Genomic DNA, 14,314 nt, shown 5'->3' on the forward strand with positions numbered 1-14,314 from the left:
GCGCGGAATTACAGCCAATGGCTTAGCTTGCGTACCGGTGCGACGTGACCCGGCCCCGGCCGCCGGCCTCAGCACCAGCCTTTTCTGCTCCTGCCCGCTGCCTATGCTGCTACGATTACTCCGCGCCCTGAGCCTGGTGCTGCTGGCCGCCGCGCCCGCCGCCGCCCAGCTCAACGAAAGTTTTACCGACGGCGACTTCACCGCCAACCCCGCCTGGACCGGCGACGTTACGTCCTTTCAGGTGACCACCCAGCAGCTGCAAAGCAACGGCCCGGCCGTGACGGGTACTCAGATTCAGCTGGCGACGCCGGGACAGGCCGTCACGGGCACTACCTGGGAGTTCTGGGCCAACCTGCGCCTGGCCACTTCCAGCGGCAACCTCGCCGACGTGTGGCTGATTTCGGAGCAGGCCGACTTGAAAGCCGCCGGCAACCGCGGCTATTTCGTGCGCCTCGGCGGCACCCCCGACGAGGTGGCCCTGTTCCGTAAGGACGCCACCGGCGCAGCTGCCTACGTCATCAACGGCGCCGACGCCACGCTGGCCTCGACCACCAACAACGTGGTGCGGGTGCGCGTGACGCGCAGCGCGGCCGGCCTGTGGAACCTGGAGCGCGACCTGACCGGCGGCAACAGCTACACCAGCGAAGGCACCGCCACCGACAATACCTACCTGCGCAGCCAGTACCTGGGCGTGCTGCTGACGTATTCGTCGGCCAACAACCGCGCCTTTTCCTTCGACGACTTTCGCGTATCGGACCAGACGGAGCCCGGCCTGAGCAGCGCCACGCCCCAGGCCGGCACCCTGCTCGATGTGCTCTTCAACGAGCCCGTGGCGGCCAATACGCCCGCTTCGGCCTTCCGCCTGGGCAGCGGGGCGGTGCCCACCGGCGCCATCCGCGACGCCACCGACCCCGGCCTGGTGCACCTGACCTTCGCCAATACGTTTCCGCTGGGCACCAGCACCGTGGAAGCGCGCAACGTGGTCGACCTCTACGGCAACGTGGCCACCGGTCCGCTCACGGCCTCGTTCGTGTACAACGGCACGCCCATTCAGCCCGGGCCGAACCAGCTGCTCATCACCGAAATCCTGGCCGACGAAACTCCGCAGCTGGGGCTGCCGGCTTCGGAGTTTATCGAGATTCACAACCCGTCGACCACCAGCCCGCTGGATTTGGGCGGGGTGCGGCTGACCAAGCCCGGCAACACGGCCCTGGCCGTGTTCGGCAGCGGGGCCATCCTGCTGCCGGGCGAGTACGCGGTGGTGTGCGCCAGTACCCGCGTCACGCAGTTTGCCAGCTACGGCAAGGTGTTCGGCCTGAGCAACTTCCCCTCGCTGAGCAACACCGGCGACCAGCTGCTGCTGCGCGCCCGCGACGGCCGCCAGATTTTCGAGGTGAACTACGCCGATACCTGGTACCGCGACAACAGCAAAAAGGACGGTGGCTGGACGCTGGAAATGATTGACACCAGCAACCCCTGCGGCGGGGCCGACAACTGGCTGGCCAGCACCGACCCGAGCGGGGGCACGCCCGGCCGCGCCAACGCGGTGCGCGCCGCCAACCCCGACCGCACCGCGCCCGCCCTGCTGCGGGCCGTGGCCGCGTCGCCCACGCTGCTGCGCCTCACCTTTGGCGAGAAGCTCGACAGCGCCCTCACCGCCAACCCGGCCCTTTATACCCTGGCCGGCGGCCCCGCCGTGCAGCGCGTGACGCCCGTGGCCTACGACTTCCGGGCCGTGGAGCTGACCCTGGCCGCGCCGCTCACCGCCAATCAGCCCTACACGCTCACCGTCGCGCGCGCCACCGACTGCGTGGGCAACGCCTCGGGCCCGCTCAGCTCGGCCACCCTGGTACTGCCCGCGGCGGCCGTGCCCGGCGACGTGGTTATCAACGAAATCCTCTTCAACCCGCGCACCGAGGGCGTGGACTTCGTGGAGCTGCTCAACCGTTCCGGTAAGTACATCGACCTGCAGGGCTGGCAGCTGGGCCGCGTCCGCCCCGACAGCATTGCCGAAAACCGCACCATCATCAGCGAGCCGTACGTGCTGGCACCCGGGCAGCTGGCGGTGCTCACCTCGCGCCCCGACGTGGTGCAGGCCCAGTACGCCAGCAGCAGCGAGCCGGCCGCCTTCCTGCCCGCCCTCACTCTGCCCTCGTACCCCGACGACGCGGGCATCGTGACCCTGCTGAACGCCCAGAACACGCGCATCGACCGGTTCGACTACTCGCAGGACCTGCACCTGGCCCTGCTCGACACCCGCGACGGGGTATCTTTGGAGCGTCTGCGGCCCGACGGCCCGAGCCGGGGCTCAAACTTCCACTCGGCCGCGGGCAGCGTGGGCTACGCCACGCCCGGCCGGCGCAACTCGCAGTTTCTGGCCGAGTCGGCGAGCAGCCAGCAGTTCACGATGGAGCCCGAGGTCTTCACCCCCGACGACGACGGGCAGCAGGACTTTACCACCCTCGGCTACCGTCTCGACGCGGCCGGCTACGCTGCCAGCGTGACGGTGTACGACGCGCTGGGCCGCCTCACCCGCCGCCTCGTGCGCAACGAAACGCTGCCGACCAGCGGCTTCATCCAGTGGGACGGCCTGACCGAGAGCCGCCACAAGGCCGCCGTCGGCTACTACGTGCTGCACATCGAGCTATACAAGCCCGGCGGCGGCGCGAAAAAGGAATACAAGAAGACGGTGGTAGTAGGAGCGAGGCTGTAGAAACGGGGAAATAGAACGTTATCCTGAGCAGAGCGAAGGACCTTCTTCAAACCTTGAACCGCTGCTAACAACAACGAGCAGACGTTTTTTTATTAACTGCACCAACTGAAAGCGCAGCCACCGAGCCCTTACGATTGGGCGTTGGTGGCTGCGCTTCTCAGTTGTTGCAGGGTTCGAGGAAGGTCCTTCGCTCTGCTCAGGCCGACGTTGTAATAATTACTTACGCTGCCGCTTGCTGCCGCAGCGTGCTCATCAGCAGCTCGTAAGAGCGGAGGCGGGCGGCGTGGTCGTAGATGTGCGACACGACCAGCAGCTCGTTGACCTGAGTGGCCTGCACGAACTGCTCCACCTGCTTGCCCACTTTGGCGGCGCTGCCGATAAAGGAGTAAGCCATCATCATGCGCACGGATTCCTCTTCCATCTCGCTCCACAGGCCCTGCATGCTCGCTACGGGCGGCTGCATCGGCCGCGAGGTGCCCCGCACGATGTTGGTAGCCAGCTGGTAGAACGACGTGGCCAGCTGCTCGGCGGCCTCGTTCGTGTCGGCGGCAATGACGTTGACGCAGGCGGCGGCGTAGGGCTCAGTGAGGTACTGCGAGGGGCGGAAATTCTCGCGGTAGAGGTGCAGGGCGGCCTGCAATTGGCTGGGTGCGAAGTGGCTGGCAAAGGCGAAGGGCAGCCCCAGGTAAGCCGCCAGTTGCGCGCTGTAGGTGCTGGAACCCAGCAGCCAGACGGGCACGTCGAGCCCCTCGCCGGGAATGGCGCGCACCTTGGAAGCGCGGTTTTCGGCCGAGAGGTAGGTTAGCAGCTCCTGCACGTTCTGCGGGAAGTCGTTGACGGAGCCCTGCAGGTCGCGGCGCAGGGCCTGGGCGGTGAGCGGGTCGGTGCCGGGGGCGCGGCCCAGGCCCAGGTCGATGCGGCCGGGGTAGAGGGTGGCCAGCGTGCCGAACTGCTCGGCCACGATAAGCGGGGCATGGTTGGGCAGCATGATGCCGCCCGAGCCCACCCGGATGGTGGAGGTGCCGCCGGCAATGTGGCCGATGAGCACCGCCGTGGCCGAGCTGGCAATGCTGGCCATGTTGTGGTGCTCGGCCAGCCAGTAGCGCGTGTAGCCCCACTGCTCAGCGTGCCGGGCCAGGTCGAGGCTGCTGCGGAAGGTATCGGCGGGCGTGTGGCCCTCCAGGATGGGCGCCAGATCCAGCAGGGACAGGGGCAATTTGTGTATGTTCGTAGGCATCGAAGTCGGGGAGTAGCTGCGAGAACAGCTGGCGGGAGCGGGTTGTTTCCCGGAAGGCAGACCGGCCAGACCGCCGTTAAACCCTGCGGGCCCGAATACGTCCAACCCAGCATGACGACGCAACAACAGGTGCAGCACCTGCTCTGGCGCGCGGGCTTCGGGCCCCGCCCCCACGACGTGGCCGCCGGCCTGGCGCCGCGCAAGGTGCTCCGGCAGCTGCTCCACGACGCGGCCAGCTACCAGCCGCTCGACAGCCCGCAGATGCGCTACCGCGAGGCGCTGGCCCTGGCGCCCGTGCCCACGATGGATATGAAGCAGGATCCGCTGGCGCCCGCGCTGAAGAAGGGCGAGCTGACGGCCGAGCAGCGCAAGGAGCAGAACCGCCAGATCCGCGACGCGTTCTACGCCATGAACACCGGCTGGCTGCAGCGCATGGCCACCTCGCCGGCCCAGCTGCGCGAGAAGCTCACCTTTTTCTGGCACGGCCACTTCGCCTGCCGCGTGCGCCGCCCCGACCTCGCCCTGCAGCTCCACAACACCATCCGGCGCCTGGCCCTGGGCAAGTTTCCCGACCTGCTGCTGGCCGTGGCCAAGGAGCCGGCCATGCTGCAATTCCTCAACAACCAGCAGAACCGCAAGCAGCGCCCCAACGAAAACTTCGCCCGCGAGGTGATGGAGCTGTTTACCATCGGCCGCGGCCACTATTCGGAGCAGGACGTGAAGGAGGCCGCCCGCGCCTTCACCGGCTGGGGCTTCGACGGGCAGGGGCAGTTCCAGTTTCGCCCCCGGCAGCACGACGACGGCCCCAAAACCTTCCTGGGCCAGACCGGCACCTTCGGCGGCGAAGACGTGCTGCGCCTGCTCACCGAGCGCCGCGAAACGGCCCTGTTTCTGACCACCAAGCTCTACCGCTTCTTCGTCAACGACCAGCCCAACCCCCAGCACATCGGGCCGCTGGCCGAGGCGTTTTACAAATCAGGGTACGACATTCAGGACCTCGTGGAGCGCCTGTTTTCGGCTGATTGGTTTTACGACGCGGCCAACGTGGGTACGCGCATCAAGTCGCCGGTGGAGCTGCTGGTGGGGCTGCAGCGGCAGGCCGGCCTCGCGCCCGCCGACGGGCAGAAGCTGGTGTTCTGGCAAAAAGCCCTGGGCCAGACGCTGTTTCAGCCCCCCAACGTGGCCGGCTGGCCCGGCGGCCGCAACTGGATTGATTCCTCCTCGCTCTTGCTGCGCCTGCAGCTGCCCCAGGTGCTGCTGAAGCAGGCCGAGGTCAACATCGCGCTGAAGGAGGACGAAAACGACCTGGCCCCGCAGCTGCCGCGCAGCGAACGGCTCCTGCGCAGCCGCGGCAAGGAAGCCGGCGACGCCCCCGTGAGCCTGGCCACCGTGGCTGCTCTGGTGGCGAAAACGCCCGCCGATAAGCAAGCTGCTGCCCTGGCCGGCTTTCTGCTGCAGGCCCCGCTGCGCCCCGAAAACCTGGCGCTGATTCAGCAAACCGCGCTCGAAGATGGTGGCCCCCAGCAACGCCTGCGTCTGCAGGTCGGCGCGTTGCTGTCGTTGCCCGAATACCAGCTGATGTAAAGCTGCACCGGGTTGACTGACGCGAAAAGGGCGTCATGCCGAGCGAAGCTGCGGTATCTTGCGTGCTGACGTCTGATAAAGCTGTCAGTCAATAAATTACCCCCTGGAATAACAACTCTGTTGCGCCCGGCATGATGCAGTAAGTATCCAACGGCTGCCGATGCCCTGCCACCCCAACACCCCTTCCACCATGACCTCCCGCCGCGACTTTCTGAAAACCTCTGCGCTGGCCAGCACGCTGCTGTTTGTGCCGCGCTTTCTGCACAAGCTCGACGCGCAGGCCCTGCCCGCGCTGCAGGATGCCGGCGGGCGGCGCCTGGTGGTGGTGCAGCTCGGTGGCGGCAACGACGGGCTGAACACCGTGGTGCCTTTCCGCAACGACCTGTATTACAACGCCCGGCCCACGCTGGCCCTGCGCGAGCAAGCCGGCCTGCTGACGCTGGAAAAAGACCTCGCCCTGAACCCCGGCATGACCGCGCTCAAGGGCCTCTACGACCAGGGCCGCCTCACCGTGCTCAACAGCGTGGGCTACCCCAACCCCGACCGCTCGCACTTTCGCTCCATGGACATCTGGCACACCGGCTCGGCCGCCGACGAGTACCTGAGCACCGGCTGGCTGGGGCGTTACCTCGACGCGGCCTGCACCGGCTGCAGCACCGGCCACACCGGCATCGAAGTCGACGACACATTGAGCCTGGCCATGAAGGGCGCCCGGCGCAAGGGCCTGGCGCTGAAGAATCCGCAGAAGCTGCGCGACGTGACCCGCAACCGCCTGCTGCGCGCCGCCAGCCGTGAATCAGCCGCCACCGGCCTCGGCGAGCTGGACTACCTCTACAAGACCCTGGCCGAAACCGCGTCCTCGGCCGACTACCTGTTCGAGAAGAGCAAAGTGTACCAGTCGAAGACGACGTACCCGCAGACGGATTTCGCCAAAAGCCTCAAAACCACCGCCGAGCTCATCAATTCCGGCCTCGATACCCGCGTGTACTACACCGCCCTGTCGGGCTTCGATACGCACGTGCGGCAGCAGGAGCAGCAGGGCAAGCTGCTCAAGGACCTCTCCGACGGCCTCGCGGCCTTCGTCGACGACCTGCAGCAGGGCGGCAACCTCGATTCGACGCTCATCCTGGTTTTCTCGGAGTTTGGGCGGCGCGTGGGCCAGAACGCCAGCAACGGCACCGACCACGGCACGGCCAACAACGTGCTGCTGCTCGGCGGCAAGCTACGCCAGCCCGGCGTGGCCAACGCCGCCCCCGACCTGGCCAACCTCGACGCGGGCGACCTGCGCTACCAGGTTGACTTTCGCAGCATCTACGCCAGCATCCTGCACGACTGGCTAGGCGCCGATAATCAGCTCATTCTCAGCCGCGACGTGACCCCGCTGGCGGGCCTGGTGTAAGAAGATAAAACGCGCGGCCCGGCCGGGTTGCGCGGTTCGAGGCCTAGCGCCGGAAGGTGAAGCCGACAAAGAATTCCCGATCCGTTTCGCGGTTCAGGGCAAAATGGGCGCCGAAATCGACCTGCAGGTTGTCGTTCAGGTTGAACATCGGGGCCACATTCACCGAGTTGCGCCAGCCGCTGTGCTGGGCATCCCAGCGGGCCACGCCTTCCACCATAAAGGAAAACAGGTCGTTGAAATCGTGCTCCAGCGCCACCGAAGGCACCACGCCGAGGTAGTGGCCGCGCGTTTCCCGGTCGTAGCACAGCTTGGTTTCCACCTGGCCTTCCGCGTCCCAGTGGTGGCCCAGGTTCACATCGACGGGCACGATCAGGCCGTACTCCGCCCCGCCGGCCCCGGCCAGGCCGCCGGTGGGCAGGCGCACCCAGCCCACGGCGGCCAGCGCCACGGGGCACTCTTCGTCGTCGCCGAGAAAGTTGTGCTTGAGGCGCACGGCCACATCGCCGAAGCCGCGCTGCCGCTCCCAGTTTGGGTCGTCGGACTGGCGCTGCTTTTGAGTGGCAAACACGGGTATTTCCAGCTGCAGGTCGGTGCGGCGGCTCAGGCCCAGCTTGGGCATGAGATAGGCCGCGTGCCACTCCCGTTCGCGCTGGTTGTCTTCGCGGCGGTTGATAAGGCGGAAGCCGTCGACTTCCAGCTGAAAATGCCCCGCATCAACGGTAAACGGGCTTTCCGTCACGCCCGGGCGGTCGGGGCGCAGCTCGCGCAGCTGGTTGCGCGGCACCGGGTGAAACAGGTCGAAGTGCGCCGAATCGTAAGGACAGGTTTTGGGCCGGTCGGGCGACTGGGCCCGGGCGGCCACCGCGCCGAGCAGCGCCAGCAGCAACAGGAGTACGCGTGCCATGGGGAGAGTAGGGAGAAGGAGTTGCCCCCGCATACGCAACTGCCCGCCGGCGGATCTGCTTTCGGGCTTTGCCGGCGCCCGAACCCGTATTTACAACGCGTAGCGCATCCCGAGAAAACTCCGCCGGCCCTGCAGCGGTGCGTAGTTGTACTCCGTGTCGAAGGTGTAGCCGTTGGGGTTGTCCTGGGTCACGTGCTTGTCGAAAGGGTCGAAAGGGCGCAGCAGCACGTGGCGGGGCAGAAAGTCCAGCAGGTTTTTCACCCCGCCGTACACCTGCAGGCGCTTGCCGAGCTGCTTGGTCAGCTGCACATTCTGCAGCGAGTACCAGGGCGAGCGGCTGGGGCGGTAGTCCAGCGGCTGCACCGGCAGGTTCATCGGGCCCGTCACCTGCCCGGTGTAGTCCACCGTGAGGCCCCAGCGGGCGGCCGTGTAGGTGGCGGCGAAAGTGCCCGAGAAGCCCGGCGTCTGCACCTGCCGCAGGCGCGTCTCGATGCCCGGCTCGCGCCGGTACACGTCGAGCACAGTTACGCCGGCCAGCAGCTTCAGTGCCGGCGTCAGCGTCCAGTCGGCGTTCAGCGTCAGCCCCCGCGACACGGCGTAGCCGCGCAGGTTGCGGTAGATGATCTGGTTGGGGTCGGCGTCGTAGTCGGGCAGGATTTTGTTGGTGAAGTAGGTCCAGAACAGGCTGCCGTCCAGCACCAGCGGCCGGGCATCGGAGCCGAGCTGCTGGGTGAAGTTCACGGTGGCGTTCCAGCTGCGCTCCGGGCGCAGCCGCTCGGCCACCACCACCTGCCGGGCCCCGGTCAGGGCCGCGTGGTCTTCGGTGAACAGGTTCACCACCCGAAAGCCGTTGCCGGCGCCCACGCGCAGCACCTGGCGGTTGTCGTCGGTGCCCCATTTATAGTTGATGCGGCCCGAAGGCACCAGGCCGTGGCGCGGGTCGTGGTCGAGGCGCAGGCCGGTGAGCAGGGTGGAGTGGATATTCAGGTGCCACTCGTCCTGGGCAAACAGGCCCGGCAGGCGCACCACGTCGGGGCGGTTCTGCGGCTGGTCGGCGGGGGGCGCGGCCGTGGCGGGCGTGTTGTCGTCGTACCAAGTGTAGCGGTAGGCCGTGCCGAGCAGCAGCTGGTGCTGCACGCTCAGGCTGCGCAGCCACGTGAGCTGCCCGAAGCCCACGTGCTGGGTGGCCAGGTAGCGGGTGGTGCCGTACACCGAGTTCTGGTGGTGGCGGTTGTAGGAGCCGCTGAGCAGCAGCTTTTCGCCCCCCACCGGCAGCTGGTACTGGCCCAGCAGCTCGTAGCGGCTGGTGTAGATACTCTCGCCGTACACGCTGTCGGTGCCGCGGAAAGCTGGCCGCCAGCCCAGCTGCCCGCCAAACCGGTCTTCGTAGTAGTAGCGCGCCGCCAGGTTGGCCACGCGGTCCTCGGGCCGGGTTAGGCTCCATTTGTTGAACACCGAGGCCCGTTTCTGGGTCGGCACGTCCGTGAAGCCGTCGTGGTTCACGTCGCGGCGCCGGTCGTAGCCAAACACGTTGGCCGTCAGCAGCGAGGTGGCTTTGCCCACGCGGCCGGCCGTGCCCGCGTCCACGTTCAGCTCGCCGAAGCTGGTGCCGAACACGTCCAGTGCCAGCGGCGGGGCCTTGTGCGGGGCTTTGGTGATGACGTTGATGAGCCCGCCCACGGCCTCCGAGCCGTACAGCGTGGAGGCTGGCCCTTTCACCACTTCCACCCGCTCCACCATGCTGTTGGGAATGCCGCTCAGCCCGTACACCGTGCTCAACGACGACACGATGGGCATCCCGTCGATGAGCACCATCGTGTAGGGCCCCTCCAGCCCGTTGATGTGAATGTCACCGGTGTTGCACACGCTGCAGTTCAGCTGGGGCCGCACGCCGTTGACCATCGTCAGGTTTTCGAACAGACTGGGCGCCGGGTTCTTCTGGAAAAACTTCGGCGTGTACAGCTCCACCGGCACCGGCGACTCGCTCTTGACCACCTCGCCCAGCGTGCCGCTGATGACTACTTCCGCCGTTTCGGTGCTGGCCGGCACCAGCAGCACGGTGTACGGCAGCGCGGCCTGCGCCCGCACTTCCACCGCCCGTTCCGCCGGCTGGTAGCCCAGCGCCGTCACGGCCAGCTGGTAGCGGCCCAGGGGCACTTTGTGCAGCGCGAAGCCGCCGTGCTCGTCGGCCGTGGTGCCGTGAGTGGTGCCCTTCAGCCCCACGCTGGCAAACGGCACCGCCTGCCCCGCCGCCCGCACCACGCCGTGTACCGAGCCGGTTTGGCCCGCCCCGGGCCGGGCCAGCACCAGCAGCAGCCAGAAAAGTAGCAGGTGTTTCATGGTTTTAGTGGGGGCTTTTGAATTTATTTAGACGAGTCTAAACCCGAAATCAAGCGTAAAAAAGCGGAATCAGGCCGCGCCCGATTCCGCGTGGTTTTAGCCGGTGAAAGTCTGAATCAGCAGGTGGGCATTCAGCAGGATGATAACCACCGATACCGCCCAGGCCGTGTATTTCACCCACGGCCGGTTCACGAACGTGCCCATCTTCTGGCGGTCCGAGGTGAAGAGCACCAGTGGCACCACCGCAAAGCTGAGCTGCAGCGACAAAATCACCTGGCTGAGCACCAGCAGCTCGCCCGTGCCCTTTTCGCCCGCAATCAGCGTGACGATAAAGGCGGGCACCACCGCAATCAGGCGGGTAATCAGGCGTCGCAGCCAGGGCTTGAGCTTCAGGTTCAGGAATCCCTCCATCACGATTTGCCCGGCCAGCGTGCCGGTTAGCGTAGAATTCTGACCCGAGGCCAGCAGCGCAATGGCAAACATTACGCTGGCCGCCCCGGCGCCCAGCACCGGCGTCAGCAGCTCGTAGGCGGCGTTGATGTCGGCCACGCCGTGGTGGCCGTTGCGGTGAAAGGCCGCCGCCGCCAGCACCAGGATGGCCGCATTGACGAAAAACGCCAGAAACAAAGCCAGCGTCGAGTCGATGGTCGCAAACTTGACGGCCATGCGCTTGCCTTCCTCGTTGCGCTCAAACGCGCGCGTCTGCACGATGCTCGAGTGCAGGTACAGGTTGTGCGGCATCACCGTCGCGCCCAGAATACCGATGGCCACGTACAGCATCTGCGGGTTTGTCACCACTTCGCGCCGTGGTATCAGGCCGCCCGCCAGGGCCACCCAGTCGGGCCGCGACACCACGATTTCGTAGGCAAAGCAGCCGAAAATGATGAAGATCAGTCCCGCCACCAGCGCTTCGATAACCCGAAACCCGCGGTTCTGAAAGTACAGCACCACCAGCACGTCCAGAATCGTCAGCAGCACGCCCACGCTCAGCGGAATGCCAAACAGCAGGTTCAGGGCAATGGCCGAGCCGATAACCTCAGCCAGGTCGCAGGCGGCAATGGCCACTTCGCAGAGCACCCACAGCACCATGGCCACGGGCTTGGAGTAATGGTCGCGGCAGGCCTGCGCCAGGTCACGCCCCGTCACGATGCCCAGCTTGGCCGCCAAGTGCTGCAACAGCATGGCAAACAGGTTCGAGAGCAGAATGACGGACAGCAGGGTGTAGCCGTAGCGGGCCCCGCCGGCAATGTCGGTGGCCCAGTTGCCCGGGTCCATGTAGCCCACGGCCACCATCAGGCCCGGTCCCCAGAACGCCAGCAGCTTCCGCCAGAACGAAGCCTGCAGCCCGGGCACCCGCACCGAGGCGTACACGTCGCTCAGCGAAGGCGCCTGCCGGCGCTTGCGCCAGCCGGCTTCCGGCTTTTCTTCGGTAACCAGCGGGGCTTCCGCCGCCGATGAAGTATCAGTAGGTAGCATTAAATCAGATTCTTGACGCAAAGAAACGAAAATTTAGGCTGGTCTAAACTTTTTTTTAAACCCACTTAATACTGGTTTTCGCTTAAAAGAGTTGCTGTCGGTAGGCATTGGCCAGCTCTTCGGCGCTCAAAAGGGCAACTTCGGCAGCCGTGTAGCCGAATTACCAGGCCGCATGGCTGCTGTTCGGTAGCGTAAGGACAACAAAAAAGGCGCTGCGGAAGCAGCGCCTTTTTTGTGGAAGCGGAAGAAAACTAGCGAACCAGCTCCACCCAGCCTTTGGTCACCGACCCGTCGCGGGCCGTAATCTGGTAGTAGTACACACCCGACGGCTGCGTGTCGCCGTCCCACTCGTTGTTGTAGGTGGCGTACTCTTTCACCTTGCGGCCCCAGCGGTTGAAGATTTCCACTTTGCTGCCGACCATTTCCGTCTGCACGATGAAGGTATCGTTCAGGCCGTCTTTGTTCGGGGTGAATACGTTCGGCATGTTCTGCTCGGGCACCGTCACGGTCTGGCGCTTAGTCGACTCGGGGCAGGTAACGCCGGGAGTGCGGTTTGCCACGCTCAGGGTGATAACGTAGACACCGGGCTTGGAAAGCGTCAGTGCGGGCGGCTGGGTCGAACGGCCCCAGAAGCGTACGGGGGCTTCGGTAACGGCTTCGCCCTTGCTGTTTTTCACGCGCTGGTAGGTCCAGCGGATCGAGTCCAGGCCAACCGTCGTAATCACGTTGTTAACCAGCGACTGGTTGGTGAAGGTGAACACGCGCGGCGGGCGGTTGAAGCGGCTGCCGGCCACGGCGGCCGAGTCCGTTTTGAAGGCCGCCACTACCTGCGGAGCTACGCGCACCCGGATCGAGGTCGTGTCGCCGCAACCCTGCGAGTAGCCGATGGTCGGGGCGATGGTCAGGCGGTAGCGGGTGGTCTGCGTCGGGTTGACGGTGATGCTCTGGCTGTTTTGCTGAGCTGCCGGCAGGCCCGGGGCTGCTGCCCAGCGGAAGGAGTACTGCTGCAGGCCGTTGCGAACCGAGTCGGGGCGCGTCACCGAGCCGCGGATGTTAAGCGAGGTGCCGTAGCAGATAACCGGGTCGGTGCTGCTCTGGCCGGGAGCCGTAGCGGCGGCCACGGCCGTGGCAAACTGGCCCTGCTTCACCCGGATGACGATAATACGGTTCTGCACCCCTTTGATGGGGCAGGCGTTGTCTTCGATTCGTACCGGAATGCGGATGGTGGTGCCCACCAGCTGCGGCGAGGGTTGGAAGTAGAACGTCATCACCGGGGTGGTGGTGCCGTTGCCCGACAGAACGTAGCCGTTCGGAACGATGATGTCGTCCAGCGGGGTCAGCGAGCCGGCCGGAACCGTTACCGTCAGCTGCTGGCCGGGGTTCGGGTCAGAGAAGCGCACCTTGATCTGCGAGTAGTTGCAGGTGAATACGTCAACTACGGTCGAGTCCGTCAGGTTGATCGGGTTGGGGTTGCCGGGCGTCACGCCGGTAGCAACCGGGGGGTTCGGCACGGTGTTGCCGCCGCAGTCGATAACCACGACCAGCATGTCGCGGCGGACCGAGCCCACCTGATAGTAGCGGCCGTTGATCTTGCGGAACTCGGTTACTTTACCCACCACCACGTACTTGTTGTTGGCCGGTACGTTGGCATCGAAGAAGTAAGGCGTGAAGGTAACGCTACCGGTAGTGGCGTTGAAGAGGAACGAGGGCGTGCCCGTCTGCACGGGGCAGGAGCCGGACAGGCTGAACGAGGGAATCGGGAACGTGGGCGAGTAGCTGCCGCCGCTGCCGGTGTTCAAGGACAGTACGCAGGGCGGGTTCGTCGAAATAACCGTGATGCCCGAGCCGGGCAGGGCCTTGTAGTTCATCGGCTGGTTGCAGCCTTCGAGGGCCCGGTCCAGGCTGTATACCAGCGAGTCACCGTCGGGCTCGAACGTGGAGAAGGTCAGCGTGGTGCGCTGCTCCTTGCACACGAACGGTATCGGAATATCCTGATCGAGGTACTGGGGCGAGGTGTTGTTGATGTTCAGCTGCGAGCCCGAAGCCAGGGTCAGCTGGTTGTTCAGCACAGCCTCGAAGTACATATCACCGATCGAGCTCGGCGTTACGTTGGCCAGCGTCGGGCGGGCGTTTTCCGATACGCTCAGCGTCCACGACGGAGCAGGTACCAGCGTTACGATGGCCTCGTACTTGGCCGTTTCGTAGTTGGTGCGGCCAGTCGTGCCGCAGGGGTTGCCGGCGCTGGTGCAGTAAGGCGTGCCGGTGGTGAGCAGGCCGCGCACGAGCGTAGCCTGGAAGTTACGCGAGTCGTTGCCGCTGCACGACGTGGTGGGCGTACCGATGCGGCAGTTCAGCGTCAGCTGGGTGGGCGCATCGATACCGCTGCAGTCGCGGAAGAAGCGACAGGTTACCCGGTAGCGGTTCGGCTGGGCCGGCGTACCGATGTACTCGTAAGTCAGCTGCCCGCCTTGGGCATGCGAGGCGTACGCCTGCTGCACCCCGGATAGTGCAAGGCACCAGGCAGTGAGCAGCAGGAGAGAAGCGCGTAGGAGGTGCTTCATGTGATAAGGTGGTTGAAGGGAAACGATGGACCTGGGTGGGTGACCGATTTGCTGCGTAAGATAGGAACAAAAGTGCCTAACGGTGCAAACCCTGCGTCAA

Annotated in this window: 8 protein-coding genes; 3 read left to right on the top strand and 5 right to left on the bottom strand. The window is 65.6% G+C overall.

The window, feature by feature from the left end; translation table 11 throughout:
* The first annotated feature begins 103 nt into the window (after positions 1-103).
* Positions 104-2,713, top strand: a complete 2,610-nt coding sequence (locus DLM85_RS10665) for a lamin tail domain-containing protein (protein ID WP_111478109.1) — start codon at positions 104-106, stop codon at positions 2,711-2,713.
* Between the two features lie 220 nt (positions 2,714-2,933).
* Here DLM85_RS10665 and DLM85_RS10670 read toward each other — a convergent pair whose 3' ends face one another.
* Complete coding sequence (locus DLM85_RS10670) at positions 2,934-3,950, bottom strand: LLM class flavin-dependent oxidoreductase (RefSeq protein ID WP_111478110.1); 1,017 nt, start codon at positions 3,948-3,950, stop codon at positions 2,934-2,936.
* 111 nt (positions 3,951-4,061) lie between these two features.
* Between DLM85_RS10670 and DLM85_RS10675 the strand changes: the two genes are divergently transcribed.
* Together DLM85_RS10675 and DLM85_RS10680 are read left to right on the top strand one after the other, a co-directional pair.
* Entirely contained in the window at positions 4,062-5,534 is a 1,473-nt protein-coding gene (locus DLM85_RS10675; protein WP_111478111.1) for a DUF1800 domain-containing protein, read from the top strand.
* A gap of 190 nt (positions 5,535-5,724) precedes the next feature.
* Positions 5,725-6,933, top strand: coding sequence for a DUF1501 domain-containing protein (locus DLM85_RS10680; protein ID WP_111478112.1), 1,209 nt, complete (start codon positions 5,725-5,727; stop codon positions 6,931-6,933).
* A 43-nt stretch (positions 6,934-6,976) separates the two neighbouring features.
* Here DLM85_RS10680 and DLM85_RS10685 read toward each other — a convergent pair whose 3' ends face one another.
* From DLM85_RS10685 to DLM85_RS10700, 4 genes are all read right to left on the bottom strand, one after another.
* On the bottom strand, positions 6,977-7,837 hold the full coding sequence (locus DLM85_RS10685) for a transporter (RefSeq protein ID WP_165822107.1): 861 nt from the start codon (positions 7,835-7,837) through the stop codon (positions 6,977-6,979).
* A gap of 90 nt (positions 7,838-7,927) precedes the next feature.
* A complete protein-coding gene (locus DLM85_RS10690) occupies positions 7,928-10,177 on the bottom strand; it encodes a TonB-dependent receptor (RefSeq protein WP_111478114.1) in 2,250 nt (749 codons plus the stop codon).
* A 96-nt stretch (positions 10,178-10,273) separates the two neighbouring features.
* On the bottom strand, positions 10,274-11,653 hold the full coding sequence (locus DLM85_RS10695; protein ID WP_111478115.1) for an Nramp family divalent metal transporter: 1,380 nt from the start codon (positions 11,651-11,653) through the stop codon (positions 10,274-10,276).
* Positions 11,654-11,904: 251 nt separating this feature from the next.
* Complete coding sequence (locus DLM85_RS10700; protein ID WP_111478116.1) at positions 11,905-14,214, bottom strand: T9SS type B sorting domain-containing protein; 2,310 nt, start codon at positions 14,212-14,214, stop codon at positions 11,905-11,907.
* Positions 14,215-14,314 lie beyond the last annotated feature (100 nt).

The organism is Hymenobacter edaphi (assembly GCF_003258365.1).
Taxonomy (GTDB): Bacteria; Bacteroidota; Bacteroidia; order Cytophagales; family Hymenobacteraceae; genus Solirubrum; species Solirubrum edaphi.